The organism is Streptomyces sp. MS19 (genome assembly GCF_047200595.1).
Classification (GTDB): Bacteria; Actinomycetota; Actinomycetes; order Streptomycetales; family Streptomycetaceae; genus Streptomyces.
The window spans coordinates 1-26587 of sequence record NZ_JBJZOH010000052.1; the positions used below are offsets into that span (position 1 = coordinate 1).

Annotated in this window: 24 protein-coding genes; 14 read left to right on the forward strand and 10 right to left on the reverse strand. The window is 74.0% G+C overall.

The features are described from left to right. The coding region (locus tag ACL02R_RS27750) for a hypothetical protein (RefSeq protein ID WP_412799711.1) at positions 1-234 on the reverse strand (234 nt) is incomplete at its 3' end. Between the two features lie 125 nt (positions 235-359). Between ACL02R_RS27750 and ACL02R_RS27755 the strand changes: the two genes are divergently transcribed. From ACL02R_RS27755 to ACL02R_RS27770, 4 genes are read left to right on the forward strand one after another with little or no spacing between them, the layout of a single operon-like run. Continuing rightward, a complete protein-coding gene (locus tag ACL02R_RS27755) occupies positions 360-680 on the forward strand; it encodes a DMT family transporter (protein ID WP_412799712.1) in 321 nt (106 codons plus the stop codon). Then, the gene (locus ACL02R_RS27760; protein WP_412799713.1) at positions 680-1267 is read left to right on the forward strand and encodes a TetR/AcrR family transcriptional regulator; all 588 of its coding nucleotides are present in this window, start codon (positions 680-682) and stop codon (positions 1265-1267) included. Before ACL02R_RS27755 ends, ACL02R_RS27760 begins: the two co-directional genes overlap by 1 nt. 10 nt (positions 1268-1277) lie before the next feature. Next, positions 1278-2273: a 2,3,4,5-tetrahydropyridine-2,6-dicarboxylate N-succinyltransferase gene (gene dapD / locus ACL02R_RS27765; RefSeq protein WP_412799714.1), complete on the forward strand. Its 996-nt coding sequence runs from the start codon at positions 1278-1280 to the stop codon at positions 2271-2273. 42 nt (positions 2274-2315) lie between these two features. Then, positions 2316-3215: an EI24 domain-containing protein gene (locus ACL02R_RS27770; protein ID WP_412799715.1), complete on the forward strand. Its 900-nt coding sequence runs from the start codon at positions 2316-2318 to the stop codon at positions 3213-3215. Positions 3216-3315: 100 nt separating this feature from the next. Here the strand turns inward: ACL02R_RS27770 and dapA are convergent, their stop codons facing one another. Both dapA and ACL02R_RS27780 read right to left on the reverse strand, forming a co-directional pair. Further along, positions 3316-4212 (reverse strand): 4-hydroxy-tetrahydrodipicolinate synthase, encoded by an 897-nt coding sequence (gene dapA, locus ACL02R_RS27775; RefSeq protein WP_412799716.1) that lies wholly within the window; start codon positions 4210-4212, stop codon positions 3316-3318. A gap of 77 nt (positions 4213-4289) precedes the next feature. Further along, positions 4290-6149, reverse strand: coding sequence for an endonuclease/exonuclease/phosphatase family protein (locus ACL02R_RS27780; protein WP_412799717.1), 1860 nt, complete (start codon positions 6147-6149; stop codon positions 4290-4292). Positions 6150-6377: 228 nt separating this feature from the next. Here ACL02R_RS27780 and ACL02R_RS27785 point away from each other — a divergent pair, with 228 nt between their 5' ends. After that, entirely contained in the window at positions 6378-7937 is a 1560-nt protein-coding gene (locus tag ACL02R_RS27785; RefSeq protein ID WP_412799718.1) for a hypothetical protein, read from the forward strand. Between the two features lie 241 nt (positions 7938-8178). After that, entirely contained in the window at positions 8179-9762 is a 1584-nt protein-coding gene (locus tag ACL02R_RS27790; RefSeq protein ID WP_412799719.1) for a discoidin domain-containing protein, read from the forward strand. Positions 9763-9790: 28 nt separating this feature from the next. Here the strand turns inward: ACL02R_RS27790 and ACL02R_RS27795 are convergent, their stop codons facing one another. After that, positions 9791-10612, reverse strand: a complete 822-nt coding sequence (locus ACL02R_RS27795; protein WP_412799720.1) for an NAD-dependent epimerase/dehydratase family protein — start codon at positions 10610-10612, stop codon at positions 9791-9793. A gap of 185 nt (positions 10613-10797) precedes the next feature. Here ACL02R_RS27795 and ACL02R_RS27800 point away from each other — a divergent pair, with 185 nt between their 5' ends. The 4 genes from ACL02R_RS27800 to ACL02R_RS27815 all read left to right on the forward strand — a co-directional run bounded on the left by ACL02R_RS27800 (position 10798) and on the right by ACL02R_RS27815 (position 14996). Beyond that, a complete protein-coding gene (locus ACL02R_RS27800; protein WP_412799721.1) occupies positions 10798-11727 on the forward strand; it encodes a 5-dehydro-4-deoxyglucarate dehydratase in 930 nt (309 codons plus the stop codon). Between the two features lie 5 nt (positions 11728-11732). Beyond that, the gene (locus ACL02R_RS27805; RefSeq protein WP_412799731.1) at positions 11733-12941 is read left to right on the forward strand and encodes a hypothetical protein; all 1209 of its coding nucleotides are present in this window, start codon (positions 11733-11735) and stop codon (positions 12939-12941) included. Positions 12942-13069: 128 nt separating this feature from the next. Then, positions 13070-14485 carry an NCS2 family permease gene (locus tag ACL02R_RS27810; RefSeq protein ID WP_412799722.1) on the forward strand — a complete coding sequence of 472 codons (1416 nt, stop codon included), beginning with the start codon at positions 13070-13072 and terminating at the stop codon, positions 14483-14485. 4 nt (positions 14486-14489) lie between these two features. Beyond that, the gene (locus ACL02R_RS27815) at positions 14490-14996 is read left to right on the forward strand and encodes an NUDIX domain-containing protein (RefSeq protein ID WP_412799723.1); all 507 of its coding nucleotides are present in this window, start codon (positions 14490-14492) and stop codon (positions 14994-14996) included. Positions 14997-15034: 38 nt separating this feature from the next. On the opposite strand, the gene ACL02R_RS27820 is transcribed toward ACL02R_RS27815, so the two are convergent. Then, positions 15035-15805 carry an IclR family transcriptional regulator gene (locus ACL02R_RS27820; RefSeq protein ID WP_412799724.1) on the reverse strand — a complete coding sequence of 257 codons (771 nt, stop codon included), beginning with the start codon at positions 15803-15805 and terminating at the stop codon, positions 15035-15037. A gap of 131 nt (positions 15806-15936) precedes the next feature. Here ACL02R_RS27820 and ACL02R_RS27825 point away from each other — a divergent pair, with 131 nt between their 5' ends. Together ACL02R_RS27825 and ACL02R_RS27830 are read left to right on the forward strand one after the other, a co-directional pair. Continuing rightward, complete coding sequence (locus ACL02R_RS27825; protein WP_412799732.1) at positions 15937-17466, forward strand: aldehyde dehydrogenase family protein; 1530 nt, start codon at positions 15937-15939, stop codon at positions 17464-17466. Between the two features lie 147 nt (positions 17467-17613). Further along, positions 17614-19575 carry a PhoX family protein gene (locus ACL02R_RS27830; RefSeq protein WP_412799725.1) on the forward strand — a complete coding sequence of 654 codons (1962 nt, stop codon included), beginning with the start codon at positions 17614-17616 and terminating at the stop codon, positions 19573-19575. A 99-nt stretch (positions 19576-19674) separates the two neighbouring features. Here ACL02R_RS27830 and thpD read toward each other — a convergent pair whose 3' ends face one another. From thpD to ectA, 4 genes are all read right to left on the reverse strand, one after another. After that, positions 19675-20574, reverse strand: coding sequence for an ectoine hydroxylase (gene thpD / locus ACL02R_RS27835; RefSeq protein WP_412799726.1), 900 nt, complete (start codon positions 20572-20574; stop codon positions 19675-19677). Positions 20575-20631: 57 nt separating this feature from the next. Next, complete coding sequence (locus ACL02R_RS27840; protein WP_362966632.1) at positions 20632-21030, reverse strand: ectoine synthase; 399 nt, start codon at positions 21028-21030, stop codon at positions 20632-20634. 54 nt (positions 21031-21084) lie between these two features. Beyond that, entirely contained in the window at positions 21085-22347 is a 1263-nt protein-coding gene (gene ectB, locus ACL02R_RS27845) for a diaminobutyrate--2-oxoglutarate transaminase (RefSeq protein WP_412799727.1), read from the reverse strand. 86 nt (positions 22348-22433) lie between these two features. Next, the gene (ectA, locus tag ACL02R_RS27850; RefSeq protein ID WP_412799733.1) at positions 22434-22922 is read right to left on the reverse strand and encodes a diaminobutyrate acetyltransferase; all 489 of its coding nucleotides are present in this window, start codon (positions 22920-22922) and stop codon (positions 22434-22436) included. Positions 22923-23577: 655 nt separating this feature from the next. On the opposite strand from ectA, the gene ACL02R_RS27855 reads away from it, so the two are divergent. Together ACL02R_RS27855 and ACL02R_RS27860 are read left to right on the forward strand one after the other, a co-directional pair. Beyond that, a complete protein-coding gene (locus tag ACL02R_RS27855) occupies positions 23578-24669 on the forward strand; it encodes an amidohydrolase family protein (RefSeq protein ID WP_412799728.1) in 1092 nt (363 codons plus the stop codon). A gap of 139 nt (positions 24670-24808) precedes the next feature. Further along, a complete protein-coding gene (locus tag ACL02R_RS27860; RefSeq protein WP_412799729.1) occupies positions 24809-25762 on the forward strand; it encodes an SCO1860 family LAETG-anchored protein in 954 nt (317 codons plus the stop codon). An 83-nt stretch (positions 25763-25845) separates the two neighbouring features. Here ACL02R_RS27860 and ACL02R_RS27865 read toward each other — a convergent pair whose 3' ends face one another. Continuing rightward, the gene (locus tag ACL02R_RS27865) at positions 25846-26535 is read right to left on the reverse strand and encodes a CbiX/SirB N-terminal domain-containing protein (protein WP_412799730.1); all 690 of its coding nucleotides are present in this window, start codon (positions 26533-26535) and stop codon (positions 25846-25848) included. Between the last annotated feature and the right edge of the window lie 52 nt (positions 26536-26587).

Consider the following 26587-nt stretch of genomic DNA (forward strand, 5'->3'; position numbering starts at 1 on the left):
GACGTGGTCCAGCAGCGTCGCGTGCCCCTGGAGACGGGCGCAGTGGGCGCAGCAGTAGAAACGGCCCTCCTCGGTCTCCAGGCCGTGCCCCATGATGCGGCACCCGCAGTTCTCACAGATCGGGGCCATGCGCTGCACCGCGCACTCGAAGCTGTCGAAGACGTGGACCTCACCGGCCGCGCGCACCTCGAACGCCATCCGGTAGTCGTTGCCGCAGGTCTCGCACTCGGCCATCGGTCTCGGTTCCCTCCTGTGACGGCCCCCGGGCACGAGGATGGCGCCGGGCCGGCGGACGTCGGGCGGCGGCGCGCGCGGCAGTCACTCCAGCGGCGGGGCGTTCTCTGTGTACGCTCGTACACATGACGTACGTGCTGCTCGCCTGCGCGATCCTGGCCGAGATCGCCGGAACCACCCTGATGAAGCTCAGCGACGGATTCAGCAGACTCTGGCCGAGCCTCGGCACCGCCGTCTGCTATCTGGCGGCCTTCGTCCTGCTCGCCCGCACGCTGCGCCATCTCGAAGTGGGCGTCGCCTACGCCATCTGGTCCGGCGCGGGCACGGCGCTGATCGCCGCGATCGGCGTCCTCTTCCTCGGCGAGGGCGCCTCTCCCGCGAAGCTCCTCGGCATCGCCCTGGTGATCGCCGGGGTCGTCGTGCTGAACACCGGCGGGGCCCACTGATGGCCCGCCGCGCCCGCCGCCACGACCCGGACCGCCGCCACCGCATCGTGGACGCCGCCGTCCGCGTGGTCGAACGGGACGGCATCGCCGGCCTGAGCCACCGCGCCGTGGCCGCCGAGGCCGACGTGCCGCTCGGCTCGACCACGTACCACTTCACCGACCGGGACGACCTGCTGACGGCCGCGCTGCGCCGGGTCAACGACGCCTGGCTCGGCTGGTTCGAGGCATGGGTCGGCGACGTCCCGCCGGACGAACCGCCCGCCGAGGCCGCCGTCCGGCTCCTCGACGACTGCCTCGGACCGCGCCGTGAGCAGACACGGCTGGAGTACGAGCTGTACTTCGCCGGGCTCACGCGACCCGCCGTCCGCCCGCTCGCCGCACGCTGCCTGGACGACATGGCGGCGCTGCTGCGGCCGCTCGTGCCCGACGAGCACACCGCGCGCGCCGTGATCGCCCTGCTCGACGGCCTGCTCATCGAACTGCTGCTCACCGGCAGGCCGCACGACCGCGACCGCACCCGGGAAGCCTTCGCGCGGCTCCTGCCCGGGACCCGGACCGGTTCGCCCGGCGCCGCGTCCACCGGCTAGCGTCGGGGACATGACCGAAGCAACCACCTCCTTCCCTTCCGCCACCGGTGCCGTCGCCGCCGGCCTCGCCACCCTCGCCCCCGACGGGACGGTCCTCGACACCTGGTTCCCCGCGCCGGAACTCACCGCCGAGCCCGGCGTCCCCGGCACCGAGCGCCTGACGCCCGAGCGCGCCGCGGAACTGCTCGGCGCGCCGGCACCCGCCGCCCTCGGCCAGGATCCGCGCCGCGGCGTCGAGGTGGTCGCGGTCCGCACGGTCATCGGGTCCCTGGACAGCAAGCCCGTCGACGCCCACGACGTCTACCTCCGGCTCCACCTGCTCAGCCACCGCCTGGTACGGCCCCACGGGCTCAGCCTCGACGGCGTCTTCGCGCTGCTGGCCAACGCCGCGTGGACCAACCTGGGCCCCGTCCCGGCGGACGGCGTCGAACGCGCCCGGCTCGCCGCGCTGGCCGAGGGCGTGCGCCTGACCGTGACGAGCGTCGACAAGTTCCCGCGGATGACGGACTACGTGGTGCCCGCGGGCGTGCGTATCGGCGACGCCGACCGTGTCCGCCTCGGCGCCCACCTCGCACCCGGCACCACCGTCATGCACGAGGGCTTCTGCAACTACAACGCGGGCACGCTCGGCACCTCCATGGTCGAGGGCCGCATCAGCGCCGGGGTCGTCGTCGGGGACGGCTCCGACATCGGCGGCGGCGCGTCCATCATGGGCACCCTCTCCGGCGGCGGGAAGCAGACCGTCTCCCTCGGCGAGCGCTGCCTGCTCGGCGCCCAGGCGGGCATCGGCATCTCCCTCGGCGACGACTGCGTCGTGGAGGCGGGCCTCTACGTCACGGCCGGGACGCGCGTCACGCTGCCCGACGGCGCCGTCGTCAAGGCCCTGGAACTGTCCGGCGCCGACAACCTCCTCTTCCGCCGCAACTCCACGTCGGGCGCCGTCGAGGCCCTGCCGAGGACCGGCACCTGGGGCGGCCTCAACGCGGCACTCCACAGCAACAATTGACCCGGACGGCGGTCGCGGCCCCGGGGCGTTAGCCTGACAGGCGTGTTGGGATTCCTCACCGGCCTGCGCTTCCTGCTCCAGGGGCAGCGCTGGGTGCTGCGCCACCCCCGCCGGCTCGCCTTCGGTCTGCTGCCCGCGCTGATCACCCTGGTCGTCTACGCGGCGGCGCTCGTGGCCCTCGCCCTCTGGGCGGGGGACATCGCCGTCTGGGCCACGCCCTTCGCCGACGACTGGGGCAGCCCCTGGCAGTCACTGCTGCGCACCTTCTTCGCACTGCTGCTCGTCGGCGCCGCCCTGCTGGTGGCCGTGATCACGTTCACCGCCGTCGCGCTGCTGGTCGGCGACCCGTTCTACGAAACGCTCTCGGAGCAGATCGAGGACTCCGAGGGCGGCGCGCCCCCCGGGCCGGACCGCCCGCTGTGGCAGGACCTGGCCGTCTCGGTCCGCGACAGCCTGCAAGTGCTGTGGCGGGTCCTGCTGTGCACCGTCCCCCTGTTCTTCCTCGGCTTCGTGCCCGTCATCGGGCAGACGGTCGTCCCGCTGCTCGGCCTCGCCGTCTCCGGCTTCTTCCTGACGCTGGAGCTGACCTCCGTCGCCATGGACCGGCGCGGCATCCCGGTCCCCGGCAGGCTGCGGCTCCTGCGCGGACAGCTCGGCGTCGCCGTCGGATTCGGGCTGCCCCTGGTCGTCGCGTTCCTCGTGCCCCTGGCCGCCGTCCTCCTGATGCCCGGCGCCGTCGCGGGAGCGACCCTCCTGGTCCGCGACCTCACCGCCGCACCTCCCGTCACCGACCCCGTGACGAAGGCGGCCCACACAGGTCCGGCGGCGGACAGCACGGTCCACACGAGCGCGGCCGGTACGGCCCAGCGGTCAGTCGAAAGCAATCTCATGTCACTCAACGTAACCGCATGGCGTGTGCCGCGTCATCACTCCGAAGGGTGAAACAGCTCCCCACTCAAGGCGGACAGCCCTTTCCGCCGTCGCGCGAACAGAACCGCCGGTCACAACCGGTGACCGGCGTGTCCGCTCCTCGCCGGGCCGCTCACTCCGCCGAGAGCAGCGCCCGCAACGCCTCGGTCAGCCGCTCCGTCAGCTCAGGCCCCGCCGCCAGCAGCGGCGACCGCACCGGCCCGCCCGGCAGCCCCGCCGCCGCGAACAGCGCCTTCACCGACACGTTCCCCGGCCCCTCGGCGTACAGCACCGACACCAGCGGCAGCAGCGCCCGGTGCAGCCGCCCGGCCTCAGCCAGGTCCCCCTTGGCCGCCGCCTCCACCAGGGCCCTGACCCGCGGCCCCGCGACATTGGCCGCCGTGCTCACCACTCCGCTCGCGCCGATCGCCAGCAGCGGCAGGTTCAGCTCGTCGTTCCCCGAGTAGTACGCCAGGTCCGTGTCCCCGAGGACCAGACCCGACTTCAGCAGGTCGGCGGCGCAGTCCTTCACCGCCACGATCCGCGGGTGCTCCGCGAGCCCGCGCAGCGAGCCGGCCGTCAGCGCCGTGCCCTCGCCCGTCCGCGCCGGGATGTCGTAGAGCATCACCGGTACCTCCGACGCGTCCGCGACCGTCCGCAGGTGGTGGACGATCCCGGCCTGCGTCGGCCGCGAGTAGTACGGCGTCACCACCAGCACGCCGTCCGCTCCCGCCGCGCCCGCCGCCCGCGCCAGCCCCACCGTGTGCCGCGTGTCCGCCGTCCCGACACCCGCCACCACCGACGCGCGGTCGCCGACCTCCTCCACCACGGCCCGCACCAGGGCGGCCTTCTCCGCGTCGGAGGTGGTCGGCGACTCCCCGACCGTCCCGTTCACCACGAGGCCCTCGCAGCCGCCCCGGTCCACGAGATGGGCGGCCAGGCGCCGGGCGCCGGGCAGGTCGAGCGATCCGTCGGAGGCGAACGGGGTGATCATCGCGGCCAGGCAGCGGCCGAAGGGTGCGTCGCGCATGCGACGAGTCTGCGGCCCGCGCCCCGCCCCGTCCACCGAGAACCCCCCGCCCCCGAAAGGCCCGTCCACCACGTGGCTCACGGCCGGAAGCGCAGCACCTGCGGGTCGTGGTCGCTCGCCTGGTCGGCGAACTCCGCGTTGATGTGCACGATGTCGTAGTCGAACCGCCGGATCGCGGGCGACACCAGCGTCTGGTCGAGCACCTGAGAGTTGCCCTGGAAGACATACGTGTAACGCTCGTCACGCGGCAGGCTCGCCACCGCCGTCCGCAGCGCCCCGTGCCGCGTCAGCGCCCGCGTCACCGGCGAGAACTCGAAGTCGTTCAGGTCCCCGAGCACCACCACACGCGCCCGCCGGTCCACCGCCGTGATGTCCCGCACGAAGCCGTTCACCGCCTCCGCCTGCCGCAGCCGCTGCTCCTCCGACACCCGCGCGGGCGGCTGGAAGCGCCCGGCCAGCGGCTGGTCCCCGCCCTTGGACGCGAAGTGGTTCGCGATCACGAACACCGTCTCGCCACGGAACACGAACTCGCCCGCCAGCGGCTTGCGGCTGTCCGCCCACGCCCCGTCCAGCGGCGCGACACGTCCCGGGGAGTACGTCAGGGCCGCCGTCCCGCCCTGGCGCACGACCTCCGTCGCCGTCGTCGCGTCCCCACCGGGCCGGTCCACGAACGACACACGCGCCGGATCGAACAGGAACGCCGTGCGGATGTTCCCCCCGGGCTGCCCGCCGTCCGCGCCGTCCTCCGGGTCCACGAGCCGCCACTCGTACCGCGGCCCGCCCGCCGCGGCGATCGCGTCCGTGAAGCGCCGCAACGTCCCCTCGGCGCCCACCGTCCCGTCGTCCGCCGGGCCGCTGTCGTCCTGGATCTCCTCCAGCGCCAGGATGTCGGGCGACGCCAGGTTGTCCGCCACCGCGGCGGCCAGCCGCTCGAACTTGGCGGCGGGATCACCCGGGTTGAGGTTCTCCACGTTGTACGTCGCGACGGCCAGCTCGTCCGGCCGCTGCGCACGGGTGCGCTCCGGCGCACGCCCCCCGTCCGCCACCGGGCCCATCTCCCGCGCCGCCAGCGTCCAGCCGCCGAACTCGTCGTAGTCCAGCGGCCCGGTCGTCGTCCCCGCCAGCCGGTCCCCGACATCTGCGCTCGGGAACGGCTCCTGCGCCACCGGCACCAGCGACTCCACCTTCAGCCGCCCGCCGTTCTGCGCGTCGTACGAGCCGTACCGCGTGCCGCCGCCCGCCGTACGGTTCTCGCGCGGCTCCACCGTGACCCACAGCTCGTGGTACGGCGTGCTCGGGCCGACCACCGGCACATCCGCCACCGCGACCGCCATGCCCTCCAGCGACTCGTAGAGGTCGAGCGCGTACCGCTCCGGCCGCAGCGCGAGCCCCTCGACGCTCCCGCCCGCCGCCGGATCGCCCTGCGGCGCGTACCTGCCGGGCACCGCGCGGGCGTCGAGCCGTACGGGCGCGGGCAGCGCGTTCCCCGACGACACGACCGTCACCGCCGGTCGTGACACCTGCGTGACGGACTGCCCGCCCGCCGCCTCGCCGCCGTAGTAGTACTCGCCGACATCCCCCGACACCAGCACCGCGTCGCCCACCGCCACACGCGGCGCCGAGCTGGTGAAGACGAAGACGCCCTCGCTCGTCGCCCGGTCGCGGTCCGGCGACGGGTCCTGCATCCAGAAGCCGCGCGAACCGTATGTCCGCACCCCCGTCACGATCCCGGGCACGTCGGCGACACTCCGCCCCGCGTACGGCGACAGGCGCGTGCCGCCCTGGATGTCGTGGATGCGCACCTGGTCCGCCGCCGGGGCGGCCGCGGCCGGCGAGGGCTGGGCGAGCAGGCCGGCGCACAGACCTGCGGCGAGCACCGGCCCCAGGGCTGCGGCGGTCGCACGGAACGGGGGCCGGGAACGGCGTGCTGCGGTCAAGGGTTCCTCCGGGAACGCGACGACGCTACGCGCGTCAAACTCCCGCAGCGGGGGCGCCCGTGTCAACGCCTCCCGGGTGAACGCCCGACGCACTCCGGGCCCGTGCGCCCCCCGCTCCCGCGCACCCCCCGAGGGGAAAGTCATCCCGGATGACACCTCGTCAATGAGTGCCCGCGCACTCCTCTAGGCTGGTGCACTGCCCCCCAGTGGTCCCTATGAGGAGTGATCGTGAACTCCGGTGACGTGCGTCCCGTCATGCCGCCCGTGCGGCTGCCCTCCGACGCCGACCTGGCCCGAGAGGCGCTCGCCGCCCCCCTGCTGGCGCGCGCCGTCACCCTCGCCCGGTGGGCGGAGAAGGGCGTGCCCGTCGGCGCGGGCGGCGAACTCCTGTCCGGCGACCTCGCCTCCGCCGCCACGGCGCTCGGCTTCGAGCCCGGCGACGAGGGCACGGGCCTGGCCGCCGACGCCTGGAACTTCGCCGTGGACACCGGCCTCGTCCGCGTCACCGAGACCGACGACGGCGACGGCGAGGACGACGGGGGCGACGGAGACGGCGACACGCCCGCCGGGACCGCGACCGCGGGCGACGAGCTGGAGCAGCTCACCTCCGGCAGCCCGGCCGATGTCCTCGACATCTGGTCCGACGGCGTAGAGGCCGTCCTCGGCGACGCGGCCACGCCCACCTTCGAGGAACTCCTCGGCAGCCTCCCCGGCCTCGGCGACGCGCTCAGCGGCGACGGCGAGATCGACCCCGACTCCATCGACCTCGACGCCCTGGACTGGGACCCCGACGAGGAGGCCGACTTCCTCGACTCGGCCCTGGCGAGCCTCTACCTGTTCGCCGTCACCGACGAGGCCGGGCAGGGCGTCTCCCTCGTGCCGCTGCCGATGGTCGCGGCGGCGTCCGTGCTCCCCGACGACGTCGAGGAGCTGTCCGAGGCCGACCTGGACGAGCTGTCCGCCGCCGTCCTCAAGCTCGACGACCGCTTCACGACCCTCGCCGGCACCGGCCTGCTCGACTACCGGCCCGTGGACGAGTCGGTGCTCGCCGATGCGGGTGACGGCACGGACACGGCGGACGTCACCGGCGCGGGCGGCGACGCCGAGGACGACGACGACATGGCCCGTTACGGCCTGGCGCGCCTCACCCCCCTCGGCCTCTACGGCATCCGCCGCCGCATGCTCGACGCCGGGGTGGACGCCCCCGCCCTCGGCGAACTGGCCGAGGCCGACGCCGGCGCCCTCCTGTCGGCCCTGCCCTACCGGCCCGAGGCCATGGCCAGGGAGGAGGCCGAACTGTGGCTCGACGGCCGAGACCCGCTGCCCGCCGCCCGCGACCTGCTGGACGCCGCACGCGGTGACGACCCCGCCGCCCCCGGCCGCCGCCTCGGCTGCCAGCTGGTGCTCTCCCTGCTTGGCGCCCCCGCGGAACCCGCCGTCCGCGCCGTCCTCGACGACCAGCAGCTCGGCGGCCTCGCCCGCGTCTGGCTCGCCGAACGCGGCGCCCCCGACGTCCCGCAGCCCGACGAGGACATGGTCTACTGGCTGACCATCGACACGCTCGCCGCGCAGCTCGCCGCCTTCGACAGCGAGGACGAGGCCGTCGAACTGCGCGAACTGGTCTCGGGCCTCGCCGGACAGCACAGCGACTTCTTCGAACGCGCCTGGCGCACCGAGCACCCCGCGACCGCCGACGTCCTGGAGGCCGTCGGCCGCCTCCACCCGGACAAGCAGCTCGCCAAGCAGGCACGGAGGGCCGCGCACCGCTCGCGCTCCCGCGAGCAGTGACGCCGCCGCCGGGAAACGGACGACGGACCCACGCACCGCCCGGACGGCCCCCGCGGGCCGCCGGGCGGTTCCGCGCGCCCTGAACGCGACAGGTCAGCAACTACCACTGCGGCGCAAGGATCTTGCGCTCTTCTGTTGTTTTCTTGCGCGGAGTCTGGACGGGGTGCGGCGCCGCTCATACTCTCTGGGCGCTCGGGCGAGAGATCCACCTCCCTTTCACGACGCCTCAAGGACGTGACTCGTGACACCGAACCCGCCCCGTTCCCCCGCACCCACCCCGGCCGCCGCCTCCGCCCTCGCCGCCGAACTGGGCCGCCGCCGCCTCCTCGCGCTCGGCGCGGGCGCCGCCGCCGCAAGCCTCGGCTGGCAGGCCCTCGGCCCCGGGATCTCCCCCGCCCACGCCGCCACCCACGCCGCCGCCCCCGCCGACTGGCCGGCGCCCTCCTACGACGTGCACCTCTTCTACTACCCCTGGTACGGCAGCCCGTCCCGGCACGGCAGCTGGCTCCACTGGCAGCAGGGCGGCCACCAGCCCCCGCACGACATCGGCGCCGACCTCTACCCCACGCTCGGCCCGTACGACTCGGGGGACGCCGCCGTCGTCGCCCAGCACATGGCCTGGATACGCCAGGCGGGCGTCGGCGTCGTCGCGACCACCTGGTGGGGCCAGGGCGGATACGAGGACCAGCGCGTACCGCTGCTGCTCGACGTCGCCGCCCAGTACGGCGTCAAGGTCGCATGGCACCTGGAGCCCTACGGCGGCCGCACTGCCCAGTCCACGGTGGACGACATCCGCTACATCAACGCGCGCTACGGCTCCCACCCCGCGTTCTACCGTGACGCCAAGCACGGCAACCGGCCCGCGTTCTACGTCTTCTACAGCCTCGCCACCACCGACTGGTCGCCGCTCGCGCAGGTCAACGCGGCGAACATCGTGCTGACCCAGACCACCGACGTGTCCAAGGCCGGCTACTTCGGCGGCCTGTACAACTACTCGGTGCCCACCGACTTCAACGGCTGGAAGGGCATCGCCGACTGGTGCCGCGCCAACGGTCGCATCTGGGCCCCCTCCATCGGCCCCGGCTACATCGACGACCGCGCCGTCCCCGGCAACACCACGATCACCATCCCCCGCGAGAACGGCGCCACGTACGACCGGCTCTGGGCGGGCGCCCTCTCCCCGGACAACGGCGGCTCACCGCACTGGGTGTCCATCACCTCGTTCAACGAGTGGCACGAGGGCTCCACGATCGAACCCGCCTCCTCCACCCCGCCGCCGGGACACGGCTACCAGACGTACGCGGGCGCCTGGGGCACGACCGGCGCCGCCGCCGAGGTCGCCTACCTGGAACGCACCCGCTACTGGGTCGAACGCTTCACCGGCGGCGGCCCGACCACCCCGCCCCCCAACCCCGACCTGGCGCTGCGCCGGCCCGTCACGGCGAGCGGCTGGACCCAGGGCTTCGCCGCCGTCAACGCCGTGGACGGCGACCCGGCGTCCTACTGGGAGAGCACCAACCACGCGTTCCCCCAGTGGCTCCAGGTGGACCTCGGCAGCGTCCGCGACGTCTCCCGCGTCGTCATCGGCCTCCCCCCGCAGGCCGCATGGGGGCCGCGCACCCAGACCGTCGCCGTGCAGACCGAGGAACTGGGCATCTGGCGCACCGCCGCCCCCGCCGCCGCGCGCGCCTTCGACCCGGCCACGGGCAACGCCGCCACGATCACCTTCCCGCAGGTCCGCACCCGCCGCGTCCGCCTGGCCTTCACGGGCAACACCGCCTGGCCCGCCGGACAGGCGTCCCGCGTGGAGATCTACGCCACCTGAACGCCCCGCCCGCCGGTCCGGCCGCCGCTCAGTGCGGCCAGACCGGCGGGTCGGTGACGAAGTGCCCGCCCAGGCGCGACTGGTCGGGCCGCGTCGTGTCCAGCTCGCCCTCCCGCGCGATCAGCGCCTCCGCGAACACCTCCGAGTCGTCCCGCGGCTCGTACCCCAGCGCCTTCGACGCCGTCAGGTCCCACACCGCCCGCGTGTTGGCCGACGACCCGTAGACCACCGTGTGGCCCACGTCCCGCGCGCCCAGTGCCGCGTGGAAGAGCCGCGCCCCGTCCGCCGGGCTCAGCCAGACCGACAGCATCCGCACCGACGTGACCTCGCGGAAGCACGAACCGATCCGCACCGACACCGTCTCGATGCCGAACTTGTCCCAGTAGAACTGCGCGAGGTCCTCGCCGAAGCACTTCGACAGCCCGTAGAACGTGTCCGGCCGGTGCGGCGTGCCCACCGGGACGCGCGGCTCGCCGGGACCCGGCCACGGCGTGTACCCCACCGCGTGGTTGCTCGACGCGAACACCACCCGGCGCACGCCCTCCGCGCGCGCCGCCTCGTACAGGCGGTAGGTGCCCTCGATGTTCGCGCGCAGCACCTTCTCGAACGTCGACTCAAGCGATATCCCGGCCAGGTGCAGGATCGCGTCGCACCCGCGCACGGCACCGGCCAGGGCCTCCGCGTCGTTCAGGTCGGCCGTCACCGCGTCCGGTTCGCCCGGCACCGGCAGCGCGTCGAACAGCCGCAGCCGGTAGCCGTACGCCGGGAGCAGCTCCCGCATCAGGGTGCCGACGCCGCCCGCGGCGCCGGTGAGCAGGACGGTGCGTCCGGCGGGCTGAGCTGCGGTCATCGGGGCTCCGTCCCTCGCTGTGGGCAGTTTCTGTCCGGATAGGGGAGTGTTCATATATGGGGACAGGCTAGGGAGAGACTCCCCGCACGTCAACGGCAACTTGACCGCTCATTCGGCCCTGAACTAGCGTGTCCGTTCAGGAATATGGACACCGATCACCATCTTGTTCGGCCAGGGAGATGTGCATGACCGAAGCCGCGCTCGCCGGACGCCTCGGGGGACTGCTGTTCTTCCCGGTGACCCCCTACGGTCCCGACGGCTCACTGAACCTCGACGCCTACCGCGCCCACGTCCGCGCCGGGATCGACGCAGGGGCCGGCGCCGTCTTCGCCGCCTGCGGCACCGGCGAGTTCCACGCCCTGACACCCGACGAGTTCGGCGCCGTCGTCGCCACCGCCGCCGAGGTCGCGGACGGCGCCGTGCCCGTGGTCGCCGGCACCGGCTACGGCACGGCCATGGCCGTGGACCTCGCCCGCCGCGCCGAGGCCGCGGGCGCGGACGGCCTCCTCGCGCTGCCGCCCTACCTCGTCGTGGCACCGCAGGAGGGACTCGTCCGCCACTACACCGAGATCGCCGCCGCCACCTCGCTCGACGTCATCGTCTACCAACGGGACAACGTGACGTTCACGCCCGAGACCGTCGTCCGCCTCGCCCGCACCCCCGGCATCGCCGGACTCAAGGACGGCCTCGGCGACCTCGAACTCCTCCAGCGCGCCATCTCCGCCGTCCGCGCCGAACTGCCCGGCAGCACCTTCCGCTGGTTCAACGGCCTGCCCACCGCCGAACTCACCGGCCCCGCCTACCGGGGCCTCGGCGTGCACCTCTACTCGTCCGCCGTCTTCTGCTTCGCCCCCGAGATCGCGCTCGCCTTCCACGCCGCCCTCACCGCCGGCGACCCGGAGACGACCGCGACCCTCCTCGACGGCTTCTACCGCCCCCTCGTCGAACTGCGCAACCAGGGCCGCGGCTACGCCGTCTCGCTCGTCAAGGCGGGCGTACGGCTGCGCGGCCTGGACGTCGGCCCGGTACGCCCCCCGTTCACCGAACCGGCCCCCGCACACCTCGACCGCCTCGCCGAACTCCTCGACCACGGCCTCGGACTGGTGAAGCGGTGAACGCCCTGCCCCGCGCCGGGGCCTTCGTCTACCCCTGGGACATCGCCGGCGACCCCGCCGCCGCCGACCGCCTCGCCCGCCTCGGCGTCGCCCAGGCCACCCTCGCCGCCGCCTACCACTCCACCCGCGCCCTCACCCCGCGCCACCCCGCCCACCGCGTCGTGACGGCGCGGCACTCCGCCGTCTACTACCCGCCCGGCAGCCGCTGGTCGCGCCGCGCCCTGCGCCCGCACCCCCAGCGCTGGCTGCCGGGCGACGACCCGTACGGCGAGGCCGCCGACGCGCTCGCCGCCGCCGGGCTCGACGTCCACACCTGGGTGATCCTCGCCCACAACACCCGCCTCGGCGAGGAACACCCCGCGAGCACTGTCGTCAACGCGTACGGCGACCGCTACCCCTGGGCCCCCTGCATCGCGCGCCCCGAGGTCCGCGACTACGCCGTCACCCTCGCCGCCGAGGCCGCCGTACGGCCGGGCGCGCGCGGCACCGAGCTGGAATCCTGCGGCTGGTACGGCCTCGACCACCTGCACGCGCACGACAAGACCGGCGGCGCGGCGCTCGGCGGCGTCGGCGGCTTCCTCATGTCGCTGTGCTTCTGCGACATCTGCCGCACCGGCGCCGCCGCCCACGGCATCGATCCGGAGGCGCTGCGCGCGTCCGTCGTGAAGGCGCTCGACCCCTGGTGGAGTGACGGCCCCGCGCGGCCACGCCCCGCCTACCGCGCGGACGAGTGGGCCGCCGTCCGCGACCTGCTGGGGGAGGAGACGGCCGCCGCCGTCGCCGCCTGGCGCGGCGCGACCGCCGAAACGTTCCAGCGCGCCGCCGTCACCGCCGTACGCGAGGAGGCCGCGCGCCGGGGCGCCGAGGGCTTCCGCGTCCTCCTGCACGCCGACCCGGCGCCGCACCGCTGCGGCGCCAACGCGGGCGTGGACCCGGCGGCCGTCCTCGCCCACGCCGACGGCGTCGTCCTGCCCTGCGCGGGCGGCGCCACGGCGCGCGCCGACGTCCTCGCGCCGTTCGCCGCACACCGTGAAGCTCATCACACCGTCGCGGCGAACTTCCCCGTCGTCACCGGCATGGGAGGCAGCCCCGCCACCCTCGCCGACGACGCGCGCCACGCGGCGTCCCTGGGCGCCACCGAGCTGCGGCTCTACCACTTCGGCCTCGCGCCGGACGCCGACCTCGACGCGGTGGCGGTCGCGCTGGGGAGCTGACCCGAGGGCGCGATTCCGTAACGGTGCGGCATCGTGTTACACAGGGAAACCCTCCCCAAGCTGCTGAGCAGGCAGAATCCCGGGGTCCCCGTAAAACCGTCCCCCACCCCGTTACAGAGGATGACGTCATGCCTCCTGCGCCCGCGCAGCGCTTGGACCGCTTCTTCCAGATCTCGGAGCGCGGCTCCACCATCGGCCGGGAGGTGCGCGGCGGACTCGTCACGTTCTTCGCGATGGCCTACATCCTGGTCCTCAACCCGCTGATCCTCGGCGGCGACAACGTCCAGGACGTCAACGGCGACCAGCTGTCGTTCCCGCAGCTGGTCACCGTCACCGCGCTCGTCGCGGCCGTGATGACCATCCTCATGGGCATCACCGCCAACCTGCCGCTCGCCCTCGCCGCCGGCCTCGGCATCAACGCGATGCTGGCGTTCCAGATCGCCCCGCAGATGACCTGGCCCGACGCGATGGGCCTCATCGTCATCGAGGGCATCATCCTGTGCGTCCTCTCCGCGACCGGGCTGCGCGAGGCGGTGATGAACGCGATCCCGATGGGCCTCAAGCAGGCCATCGGCGTCGGCATCGGCCTGTTCATCGCGCTGATCGGCTTCGTGGACGCGGGCTTCACCACCGGCCTCGCCGGCTCCCCGCCGCTGAGCCTCGGCGGCACCGGCGAGCTGCACGGCTGGCCCATCCTCGTCTTCTGCCTCGGCCTGCTGCTGACGCTGGCGCTGCTCGCCCGCAAGGTCAAGGGCGCGATACTGATCAGCATCCTGGTGATGACCGTCTTCGCGATCATCGTGAACGCGATCGCCGACGTGGACGACGCCGCCTGGGGCGTCACCGCGCCCAAGCTGCCCGACGACGTCGTGGCCAGTCCCGACCTCGGCCTGCTCGGCAACTTCAGCCTCTTCGGCGCCTTCGGCGAGGTCGGCACCGTCACCGTCGTCCTGCTGATCTTCACCCTCTTCCTGACCGACTTCTTCGACACCATGGGCACCGCCGTCGGCGTCACCAACGAGGCCGGGCTCCTGGACGAGAACGGGCGCGTGCCGCGCCTGGGCCGCCTGCTGTTCGTGGACGGCCTGGCCGCCGCGGCCGGCGGTGCCGCGTCCGCCTCGTCCAACACGTCGTTCGTCGAGTCCGCCGCCGGTGTCGGCGAGGGCGCGCGCACCGGCCTGGCCAACATCGTCACCGGCGGCCTGTTCGCCGCCGCGATCTTCCTGTCCCCGCTGGCCGCCGTCGTCCCGCCGCAGGCCGCCGCCCCCGCCCTGGTCGCCGTGGGCTTCCTGATGATGGTCCAGGTCGGCCGCATCGACTGGACCGACTACGCGATCGCCATCCCCGCGTTCATCACCATCGCGGTCATGCCGTTCACCTACTCGATCACCAACGGCATCGGCGCCGGGTTCATCGCCTTCGTCGTCCTCAAGGTCGTCCTCGGCCGCGCCCGCGAGGTCAGCTGGCTGCTGTGGCTGACCGCCGGCCTGTTCCTCGTCTACTTCGGGATCAACCCGATCGAGCAGATCCTCGGGGTCGACTGACGCCATGCCGCGCCTTCCCGGAACGGGACGCCGTTACGCACGCCGCACCGCGCGCGTCCTCCTGCTCGACGCCGACGACCGGCTGCTGCTCCAGCGCATGGAGGACCGCGCGACCGCCGCCTACTGGCTCACGCCGGGCGGCGGCGTCGGGCGGCACGAGACCCTGGCCGCCGCGGCGGCCAGGGAACTGCGCGAGGAGACAGGCCTGCACGTCACCGCCGCCGCCCTCGGCGCGCCCGTCGCCCGCACGCACGGGCACCTCGCCTCCGACTGGGTGACCGGCCTGGTCGAGGACACCTTCTTCCTCCATCGCGTGACCGCGCACACCGTGGACACCAGCGGGATGGAGGAGTTCGAGCGCGGCGCCACCACCGCGTTCCGCTGGTGGACCGTGCCCGAGATAGCGGCGACGGCCGAGCGCGTCGTCCCCTTCGCCCTCGCCCCCCTGCTCACCGACCTGATCGCGGGACGCGTCCCCGCCCGGCCCGTCGAACTGCCCTGGCACCACTGACCGGACGGGAACGGGCGGGCGCCGCGCCGTGCCCCCGGTCAGAGGTGCCTGGTCGCCAGCGCCAGCCGGTCGCGGGCGTCGAAGAGCGCCTCGCGGATCAGCTGCTCGTGCCCGGGGCGCAGCCGCGCCACCGGCACCGAGCAGCTGATCGCGTCCCGCGCCGGACGGCGGTAGGGGATCGCGATGCCGAAGCAGGTGAGCCCGAGCGTGTTCTCCTCGCGGTCGATGGCGTAGCCGCGCTCGCGGATGACCGCCAGCTCCCCGATCAGCCGCTCGCGGTCGGTCACCGTGTGCTCGGTCAGCGGCTCCAGCTTCTCCGGCAGCAGCGCCCGTACCTGGTCGTCCGGGTACGTGGCGAGCAGCGCCTTGCCGAGCGACGTCGAGTGCGCCGGCAGCCGCCGCCCGACGCGCGTGAACGGCCGCAGGTAGTGCTGCGACTGGCGCGTCGCGAGGTAGACGACGTTGGTCCCGTCGAGGCGGGCGAGGTGGATCGTCTCCGAGGTGTCGTCCGACAGCCGGTCGAGCGTCGGCCGCGCGGCGGCCACCACCTCGTCGCCGTCGATGTACGACGTGCCGACCAGCAGCGCCCGTACGCCGATGCCGTAGCGGGTGCCGGTCGCGTCGGTCTCCACCCAGCCGAGGTCCACCAGGGTGCGCAGCAGCATGTAGAGGCTCGACTTCGGGTAGCCGACGGCCGCCTGCACGTCGGCGAGCGAGTGCATGCCGGGCTGCCCGGCGAAGTACTCCAGCAGCTCGACCGTGCGCACCGCCGACTTGACCTGCGCTCCGCCCGTCTCCGGTACAGCCATCCGACCTGACCCCCTTGTTCCGCGCCGCAGCGACATACTACAGTCCCGTTATTCACATACAGGGACGTCGTTCAGTATAGGGAACCGGGCGGCGTGCGACAGGAGGAGGCGCGAGCCCGGTGGCCGTACCAGTGTGGAGCGTGGACCCACGGACCGGAACGCGGCGCGGGCAGGCCGCCGAGGAAGCCACGGCCGCCGGCGTGGACGCCGCCGTCCGCGCCGCGCACGCCACTCGCGCCGCCCTCGCCGACCGTGACCGCCGCACCGCCCTGCTGCGCGCGGCGGCCGCGCGGCTCACCGAGGCGGGGGACGCCCTGATCACCGCCGCCGACGCCGAGACGGCCCTCGGCGTGCCCCGCCTCACCGGTGAACTCGCCCGCACCACCGGCCAGTTCCTCGCCTTCGCCGACGAGGCCGCGGACGGCGGCGCGCTCGGCGTCATCATCGACCACGCCGACCCCGCCGCCACCCCGCCACGCCCCGACCTGCGCCGCTACAAGGTGCCGCTCGGCGTCGTCGCCGTCTACGCGGCCTCCAACTTCCCGCTCGCCTTCTCCGTCCCCGGCGGCGACACGGCCAGCGCCCTCGCGGCCGGCTGCCCCGTCGTCGTCAAGGCCCACCCGGACCACCCCGAGACCTCCGAACGCGCCGCCGCCGCCCTGCGCCTGGCCGCCGCCGACGCCGGGCTGCCCGAGGATGTCGTCACCCTCGTGCACGGCTTCCAGGCCGGAATCGACCTCATCGGCCACCCCCTCGTCACCGCCGCGGGCTTCACCGGCTCGGTACGCGGCGGCCGCGCCCTGTTCGACGCCGCCGCCGCCCGCCCGGTCCCCATCCCCTTCCACGGCGAACTGGGCAGCCTCAACCCGGTCGTCGTCACGGAACGGGCCGCCCGCGAGCGCGCGGACGAGATCGGCGCCGGGCTCGCCGCCTCGATGACCCAGGGCACCGGCCAGTTCTGCACCAAGCCGGGCCTCGTCCTCGTCCCGGCGGGCGACGCGGGCGACGCCCTGGTCGCCGCGCTCGCCGCCCACGTCGGCGAGGCCGCCCCCGGCGTGCTGCTCGACGCCGGGATGCGCGACGCGTTCGTCTCCGGCGTCGCCGCGCGCACGGCCCTCGACGGCGTGGCGGCACCGGTCGCCCCAGGACCGGCCGCCGACGGCTCCGTCACACCCGGCTTCCTCACCGTGGACGCCGCCAGGCTCGCCGCCGAGGGACCCCACGACCTGCTGCTCGACGAGTGCTTCGGCCCGGTCACCGTCGTCGTCCGCCACACCGGCGACGCCACGGAGGGCCCGGCCGCCGCGCTCCTCGCCCGCCTCGGCGGCAGCCTCACCGCCACCGTCCACCTCGCCGCCTCCGAGACCGGCGGCGAGCAGACCGCGACCGGCGGGGCCCTGCTCGCCGCCCTCACCCCCCTCGCGGGCCGCGTCCTCGTCGGCGGCTGGCCCACCGGCGTCGCCGTCACCCCCGCCCAGCACCACGGCGGCCCCTACCCCGCCACCACCTCGCTGTTCACCTCGGTCGGCGCGACGGCGATCGAACGGTGGCTGCGCCCCGTCGCCTACCAGTCCACCCCGCCCGCCCTGCTCCCCCCGGAACTGCGCGACGACAACCCCCTCGGCCTCCCGCGCCGGGTGGACGGCGTACGGCAGGGCTGACACACGGCCGTCCGCACGCCCCGGCCGGAGACGAATAGGCCGTACGAATGGAGGTGGCCGGACGTTCACCCTCGGGGCTTCTCGGCGCCACCGGCGGCTCCTAGCCTCACGGAAACGTCACTGCCGCCCCACACGTGAGGTCACGCGATGTCAGGACAGCTGCCCGTCTTCCCGGAGATCGACCCGGACGACGTGAGCTCCAACCCCTCCGGAAACCGCACCTTCGGGGAGGTGGCCGCACGCCGGCTGTCCCGCCGCGACGCCCTCCTCGGGGGAACGGCCGCCGCTGCCGCCGGGTTCCTCGCCGCGGCCGGCGCCGGCACCGCCTCGGCCGCCACCGCCACGGCTGCCGCGCCCGCCGCCGCACCGGCCCGGCACGGCGGCGGCGGGCGCGGCCTGCTGGGCTTCGCCCCGGTCCCCACCAGCACCGACGACGCGCTCACCGTCCCCGACGGCTACGTCGCCCAGGTCCTCATCCCGTGGGGCACCCCGGTCCGCCCCAGCGGCCCCGCCTGGCGCCCCGACGCGGGCAACACCGCCGACGAGCAGGCCCAGCAGGTCGGCATGAACCACGACGGCATGCACTACTTCCCCCTCGGCCGGGGCTCCGAGGGCAGCCGCCGCGGCCTGCTCGTGCTGAACCACGAGTACATCGACCAGGAACTCCTCTTCCCCGACGGCCCCGCCGAGATGACGCCCGAGAAGGTCGCCAAGGCCCTCGCCGCGCACGGCGTCAGCGTCGTCGAGATCGAACGGCGCGGCGACACCTGGCGCGTCGCCGAGTCGCGCCGCGCCCGCCGCATCACCGGCAGCACCCCCGTCACGTTCTCGGGACCCGTCCGCGCCGACCACCCGGCCCTGCGCGCGGACGGCCCGCCGCTCGGCACGCTCAACAACTGCTCCAACGGCTGGACGCCCTGGGGCACGTACCTCACGTGCGAGGAGAACTGGAACAACTACTTCGGCACGACCGACCCCGACTGGGAGCCCACCGCGAGCCAGGCACGCTACGGCGTCTCCCGGGGCGGCGGCGGTTTCCGCTGGCACCTCGCCGACCCGCGCTTCGACCTCGCGGCCAACCCGAACGAGATCAACCGCTTCGGCTGGGTCGTCGAGATCGACCCGGAGAACCCGCGGGCCAAGCCCGTCAAGCGCACCGCGCTCGGCCGCGTCAAGCACGAGGGCTGCACCGTCACCGAGTCCCGCGGGCGCATCGTCGCCTACACCGGCGACGACCAGGACGGCGACTACATCTACAAGTTCGTCGGCCAGGGCAACTGGCGGGTCCAGCGCGCCCTCGGCCGCAGCCCGCTCGACCACGGCACGCTGTACGCCGCCCGCTTCGACGACGACGGCACCGGCACCTGGCTCCCGCTCGAACACGGCCGCGGACCCCTGACCAGGAGCAACGGCTGGGCCGACCAGGCGGACGTCCTGCTGCGCACCCGTGAGGCGGCCGACGCGGTCGGCGCCACGCGCATGGACCGCCCCGAGTGGATCTCCGTCAACCCCGACAACCAGGACGTCTACTGCACGCTGACGAACGGCAGCGGCTGGGGCAGCGCGGTCAGCCCCCGCACCCCCAACCCGTACGGCCACATCGTCCGCTGGACCGAGCACCGCCGGGACAACGCCGCCACCACCTTCGAGTGGGACCTCTTCCTCCTCGCGGGCGACCCGGCGCACGACCCGGAGACGACCCTCGACGCGCGCGACGTCTTCGGCTCCCCCGACGGCCTGGCCTTCGACGCCGACGGCCGCCTGTGGATCCAGACCGACGTCTCCAACTCGACGCAGAACCTCCCCGAGCGCGGCCACGAGAACATCGGCAACAACCAGATGCTCGCCGCCGACCCGCGCACCGGCGAGATCCGCCGCTTCCTCACCGGACCGCGCGGCGCCGAGATCAGCGGCATCACGTTCACCCCCGACCGCAGGACGATGTTCGTCAACGTCCAGCACCCCGGCGAAGCCACGGCCGCCTGGGGCGCGCCCGGCCCTGACGACCCGCGCGCCGTCAGCAACTGGCCCGACTTCGCCCCCGACGGGCGTCCCCGCTCGGCGACGGTCGCCGTCCGCCGCAGGGACGGCGGGGTCATCGGCGCCTGACCCGCCCCGCCCACCGCACGCACCCGCACGCGACGGCGCGGGCCCGGACACCCCAGGGGTGTCCGGGCCCGTCACGTCGCGCCGCGCCGTCGCCGCGCGTCAGCGCACGGGGGTGAAGTCCCGCGCGCCGATGAACTCCGGGCGCCGCACCGGCGCCGCGAACGGCTCGACCGCCGCGTTCTCCACGCTGTTGAACACGATGAACACATTGCTGCGCGGATACGGGGTGATGTTGTCCCCCGAGCCGTGCATGCAGTTGCAGTCGAACCAGGTCGCCGACCCGGCCCGCCCCGTGAACAGCTTGATCCCGTGCCGGTCCGCGAAGCCCGTCAGCGCTTCGTCCGACGGCGTGCCCGCGTCCTGCATCTGGAGCGACTTCTTGTAGTTGTCCTTCGGCGTCTCGCCCGCGCAGCCGAGGAACGACGTGTGCGAGCCCGGCATGATCATCAGGCCGCCGTTGGTGTCGTAGTTCTCGGTCAGCGCGATCGACACCGACACCGCCCGCATGCGCGGCATGCCGTCCTCCGCGTGCCAGGTCTCGAAGTCCGAGTGCCAGTAGAACCCGCTGGCCCCGAAGCCCGGCTTCACGTTGATCCGGCTCTGGTGGACGTACACCTCCGAGCCGAGGATCTGCCGCGCCCGGTCCACCACCCGCGGGTCGCGCACCAGGCGGGCGAACACCTCGCTGATGCGGTGCACCTCGAAGACCGAGCGGATCTCCCCGGACTGCGGCTCCACGATCGACCGCTCGTCGGCCCTGATCCGCGGGTCGTCCACCAGCCGGTCCAACTCGGCCCGGTAGACCGCCACCTCGTCCGGCGTGATCAGCTCCCCGACCGCGGCGAACCCGTCACGCTCGAACGCCGCCAGCTCCGCGGAGGCGAACGGACCCGGCGCGTCCGTGCCCGCCCACACCACCGGGTCCTGGCGCGGGGTGGCCACCTCGGTGGTGCCCCGGGTCGGGTACAGGTCGGCTGTCCGCTCGGGTGCGGCTGTCATGACTGACTCCTCTCCTCGTGGTCCTGCGTGTCCTGCTGCTGCGCCGCCCGCGCCGTGCTACGACGCCTCGGTCAGCAGCGGGTAGACGCCGTTCTCGTCGTGGTCCTCCCGGCCGGTGACCGGCGGGTTGAAGACGCAGATGGTGCGGAAGTCGGTGCGCGGGCGCAGCGTGTGCTTCTCGTGCCCGTCCAGGAGGTACATGGTCCCGGGCGTGATCAGGTGCTTCTCGCCCGTCTCCTCGTTGGTCAGCTCGGCCTCGCCCTCCACGCACAGCACGGCCTCGATGTGGTTCGCGTACCACATCCGCGTCTCCGTGCCCGCGTAGAGCACCGTCTCGTGCAGCGAGAAGCCGACGCCCTCCTTGGCCAGCACGATGCGCTTGCTGCGCCAGGTCCCGGACGCCGACTCGACGTCCCGGTCGGTGCCCTCGATGTCCTTCAGCGATCGGACGATCACGCTTCTCCCTCTCGGTCTGCTCTCGGTCAGTGGTGTGTGCGGCGTGGTGCCGGGTCAGGCCGTCTCGCGCACCGCGCGGGTCAGCGTCCGCAGGCCCTCGTCCAGCTCCTCGGGCGTGATGGTCAGCGCGGGCAGCAGCTTCACGACCTCGCTCTGCGGCCCCGACGTCTCCACCAGCAGCCCCAGCTCGAACGCGCGCCTGCACACCGCCGCCGCACGCTCCGGGTCCTCGAACGTGAGGCCCCACACGAGCCCGCGCCCCCGGTAGGCCGCGCCGGTGTGCTCGGCGGCCAGCTGGCGCAGCGCCGTCTCGACCTGCTCGCCGCGGGCGACGGTCTGCTTCTCCATGCCGCCGTCCGACCAGTACGTGTCCAGCGCGGCGGCGGCCGTGACGAACGCCGGGTTGTTGCCCCGGAAGGTGCCGTTGTGCTCGCCCGGCTCCCAGATGTCCAGCTCGGGCGAGAACAGCGTCAGCGACATGGGCAGCCCGTAGCCGCTGATGGACTTCGACAGCGTCACGATGTCGGGGACGATGCCCGCCTCCTCGAACGAGAAGAACGTGCCGGTGCGTCCGCAGCCCATCTGGATGTCGTCGACGATCAGCAGCATGTCGTGCCGCTTGCACAGGTCAGCGAGGCCGCGCAGCCACTCGGGCCGCGCCACGTTGATGCCGCCCTCGCCCTGCACGGTCTCCACGATCACGGCGGCCGGCTTGTTCAGCCCGGACCCCGCGTCGCCCAGCAGGCGCTCGAACCAGATGAAGTCCGGCGTGCGCCCGTCCAGGTAGTCGTCGAACGGCATCGGGGTGCCGTGCACCAGCGGGATGCCCGCCCCGGCGCGCTTGAACGCGTTGCCCGTGACGGCCAGCGCGCCCAGCGACATGCCGTGGAACGCGTTGGTGAACGACACGATCGACTCGCGCCCCTTCACCTTGCGCGCCAGCTTCAGGGCGGCCTCGACGGCGTTGGTCCCGGTCGGGCCGGGGAACATCACCTTGTAGTCGAGCCCGCGCGGGTGCAGCACGGTGCTGCGGAACGTCTCCAGGAACGCGCGTTTGGCCGTCGTCGACATGTCGAGGCCGTGGGTGACGCCGTCGCGCTCCAGGTAGTCGAGCAGCGCGCGCTTGAGTACCGGGTTGTTGTGGCCGTAGTTGAGCGACCCCGCCCCGGCGAAGAAGTCGAGGTACGTGCGGCCGTCCTCGTCGAACATGTGGCTGCCGCGGGCGCGGTCGAAGATCGTGGGCCAGCCACGGCAGTAGCTGCGCACCTCCGACTCCAGGGTCGTGAAGACGCTCAGGTCGGGCTGGGTGATGGTCACAGCGGTCTCCTGGTCTGCGAGAGGTCTCAGGGATTCGGCGGGTGGGGGGAACGGAAGGGGGCGGGAACGGGGGCGCGGCCGTCGGGTCAGGGGTGGAGCGCGCCGTCGCGGGCCTCTATCGGCCCGATCCGGTAGAGGAGTTCGGGCGCGTGCCCGCCCTCGGGGAACAGCGCCGCGTCGAACAGCACCTCGCGCTCGACGACGGCGCCGTGGCGTTCGGCGAAGGACGTGAAGAGCCGGTCGGAGGCGTGGTTGTCCGGCGTGACGGTGGTCTCGACGGCGTTCACCCCCCGCGCGCTCCCCGCCCGCCGGACCAGGGCGTCCAGCATGGCGGCGGCGACGCCCTTGCCACGCTGCGCGTGATCGACCGCCACCTGCCAGACCAGCAGGGTGCGCGGGGCCTCCGGACGGGTGTACCCGGTGATGAAGCCGACCGCCTCACCCGACCCGTCGCGGGCCACGATAGAGGTCGCCGCGTAGTCGCGGCACCACAGCAGGTAGCTGTAGGAGGAGTTCAGGTCAAGGACGCGGGAGTCGCGGGCGATGCGCCACAGCGCGGCTCCGTCGGCGGGCATCGGGGCGTCCAGCACGAGGCCGTCGCCGGCGGGGGAGGGGGCGCCCCCGGCCTCGAAGCGGTCGTCGGGATCGGCGGGGAAATCGCGTTCTCGCACAGTGCCGGGCGCTTCGCGATGCGCACGGTCACGTCCGTCGCGCCGTGCATCGATATCGGTGTCAGCGGGGTCTGGTTGTGCGGGGGTCATGGAGATTGAATTTACCCAGTAACGCCGAAAAACGCATGGCGGATTCGGGTTACCAAGCGCGCCGTCCTGTGGTAACGCGCGCGTGAAGCCCGGCAATCGGCTCGGCGAAAACAGACGTTCTGTCCGTTAGTTACCGGACAAAAGGGGCGCTGCTGTGGATGTCATCACAGATGTGTAAAGTCCGTGTGACCCTCTTGGCCTGATCCGGTGACGACGGAAGAGGTCGGGACAGGGGGTTTAGGTCCCGGAAGACCGGGCAGAAGTGCGCCGGAAGTGTCCCTCTGATATTCGAAGGAAAACAGGCTGGGAATACCTCCTGAATTCCTCTGTCCGGAACATGGCGAGCACCCGCTCGCACCGTATCCGATTCCGCGCTGCTGCCGCGCGGCGCCGGTGCGTGAATGCCGGAATCGTTCGACACGGTGTACGACCGTCGCCCCCGTGTGCAGACCGGCGGGACCGTGTGATCATGGGGCCCGTGCCCGACCTCCACCTCCCGGGACGCGTGCTCGCCGGTCCCGACGACGTACGGGACGGCCTGTGGGTCGTCGGCGGACGTGTCAGCCTCACCCCGCCCGCGCACGACCGCGACACGGTCACGGTCGACGGCTGGGTGCTGCCAGGGCTCGTGGACGCCCACTGCCACGTCGGCCTCGGACCGCACGGCGCCGTGGACAGGGCGGAGACCGAACGGCAGGCGCTCGCCGACCGCGACGCGGGTGCCCTCCTGCTGCGCGACGCCGGATCGCCCGCCGACACCCGCTGGACCGACGCCCGCCCCGACCTGCCGCCGGTCATCCGCGCGGGCCGCCACATCGCCCGCACCCGCCGCTACATCCGCGGCTACGCCGACGAGGTCGAACCGGAGGGCCTGGCGGCCGCCGTACGCCGCGAGGCGCGCCGCGGCGACGGCTGGGTGAAGATCGTCGGCGACTGGATCGACCGCGCCGCCGGCGACCTCGCCCCCTGCTGGCCCGCCGACGCGGTGCGGGCCGCCGTCGCCGCCGCCCACGCCGAGGGCGCCCGCGTCACCGCCCACTGCTTCGCCGGTGACTCCCTGCGCGACCTCGTGGAGGCGGGCATCGACTGCGTCGAGCACGCGACCGGCCTCACCGAGGACACCATCCCGCTCTTCGCCGAGCACGGCGTCGCCATCGTCCCCACACTCGTCAACATCGCGACATTCCCCGCGCTCGCCGCCGGGGGCGACGCCAAGTACCCGCGCTGGTCCGCCCACATGCGGCGGCTGCACGAGCGCAGGTATCACACCGTGCGCGCGGCGTGGGACGCCGGAGTGCCCGTCTACACGGGTACGGACGCGGGCGGCAGCCTGGCGCACGGCCTGATCGCCGCCGAGGTCGCCGAGCTGGTCAGGGCGGGCATCCCGCCGCTCGACGCGCTCTCCGCCGCCACCTGGGGCGCCCGCGCCTGGCTCGGCCGCCCGGGGCTCACCGAGGGCGCCCCGGCCGATCTGGTCGTCTACCCGGCCGACCCCCGCGCGGACATCCGCGTCCTGGCCCGCCCGACCCGCGTCGTCCTGCGCGGACAGGTGGTTGCCTAAACCTCCGCAACTACGCCCGATCGAGTGAAGCGGTCCTGTTTCACGGGTCTTTCACCCGCACGCACCGAAGGATGACCGACGTCCCGGACACCGCCGCACACCCGGCGGTGTCCCTCCTTCGCAGAGGGGTAAGCCACCCGTGTCCAACTCCGCCTTCCGCAGGCCCACCGCCGCAGCCGCCGCCACCGTCGCCGCACTCCTCGGGGCGCTCGCCCCGGCAGCCGCCGCCGACGACGGCGGGGACGCCCCGGGCGGGACCGCGAACGCGGCGGTGCTCCGTACCGGCCTGAACGTCTCGCTCCTCAACCGCACGCTCGAACTGCCGCTCGCCGTCGCCCTCAACGAGGTCGCCGCGCCCGGGGCGGGCGGCACCGGGGACGAGACGCTGCTGACCGCGACGCTCGACGGCGTCGCGGGCGGCTCACCGTTCGAACTCCTGCGGGCCGAGGCCGCGTCCGCGACCGCCACCGCGGACGAGCGGGACGGCGCCGCCGCCGAGGTCTCCCTCGTCAACGCCCAGGTGCACGTCCCCGGCCTGCCGGGCGTCGCGCTGATCGCCGCCGACGTGGTCGGGGCCAGCGCCGTCTGCGCCCCCGGCGAGGCGCCGCGCGCCGACGTCACGATGCCGGCCGCCGTCACCGTCCTCGGCCGCACCGTCGAGCTGAGCGCCTCGGGCACCACCGAGGTGGACGTCCCGGGCGTCGGCGAGGTCACGCTCGACCTGTCCCGCACCGAGACCACGGACGCGTCCGCGTCCGCCGCCGCGCTACGGCTCGGCGTGCGCGTCAACCCGCTGGAGCTGAACGTCGCCGAGGTCACCGGCGAGGTCACCCTCGCCGAGGCGGCCTGCACCGCCCCCGCCGCGGCCGAGGAGCCGGGAGCGGAGCCCGGTGAGGAGCCGGGCGAGGAAGGGCCCGGCACCGAGGCGCCCCCGGCCGACGCCGGGGGCACCCGGCCGCAGACCGGTGACGGCCCCGACCTCGCCGAGACCGGCGGCGGCTCCGGCACGCCGCTCGTCGTCGGCGGCGCCGCGGCGCTGCTCGCGGCGGGCGCGGCCACCGTCTGGATCACGCGGCGCCGCCGGTCCGCCTGACCCGCAGCCGGGCGGCGTCCCTCCTCCCCGGGGCGCCGCCCACCGCCGCGCCGGTCACGTCACACGGGCCGTCCCGCAGGCCGTCACACCGCGGCCGGCGGCTCCGCGCGGTGGCCGCAGGCGCCGCACCGCCCGGCGGCCACCGCGGCGCGGTAGCGCGCCAGCACCAGGTCGCCCAGCTCGTCCACAGGACCGAGCACGTCCGCGTACCGCACCTCGGTCCCCGGCCTGGCCGCGGCCCAGCCCTCCGCGTGCGCCCTGGCCCGGTCGGCGTGACCGCCGGGGAAGACGGCGAGCGGCAGCAGGACGACACGTCCCGCGCCCAGCGCCACGCACCGGTCGAGGCCGGAGGGCACGTCGGGCGCCGCCACCGAGACGAACGCCACCTCGACGCCCGCGAGCCCGCTGCCCTCCCACAGCAGCCGCGCCGTCCGATGCGCCGCCGCGTTCACCTCGGGGTCGCCCGATCCCGGCGCGGCGAGCAGCACCGTCGTGCGGGCGCGCTCCGGCAGCGTCACGGTGTCGCCGACGCGCCGTTCCAGCGCGTACAGCAGCTCGGGCGCGACCGGGGCGGCGTCCAGGCCGACGGCCACGGTGCCCGGGGCGGGAGCGGGGGCGGGGGAAGTGCCCGGTCCGTGGCCCGCCACCGGCACACCCGCGGCGTCCGGCCGGTCGGACAGCCCGCCGACGAACGAGCGGAACGCGGCGGCGCCCTCGTCGCTCAGCGGTCCCTCGTGCGCGACGAGCAGGGCGGGTGGATCGGACGGACTCACGGATGGCTCCCCGGGGACGCGAAAGCAGTCGACATGATCCATTTTCGCCGGT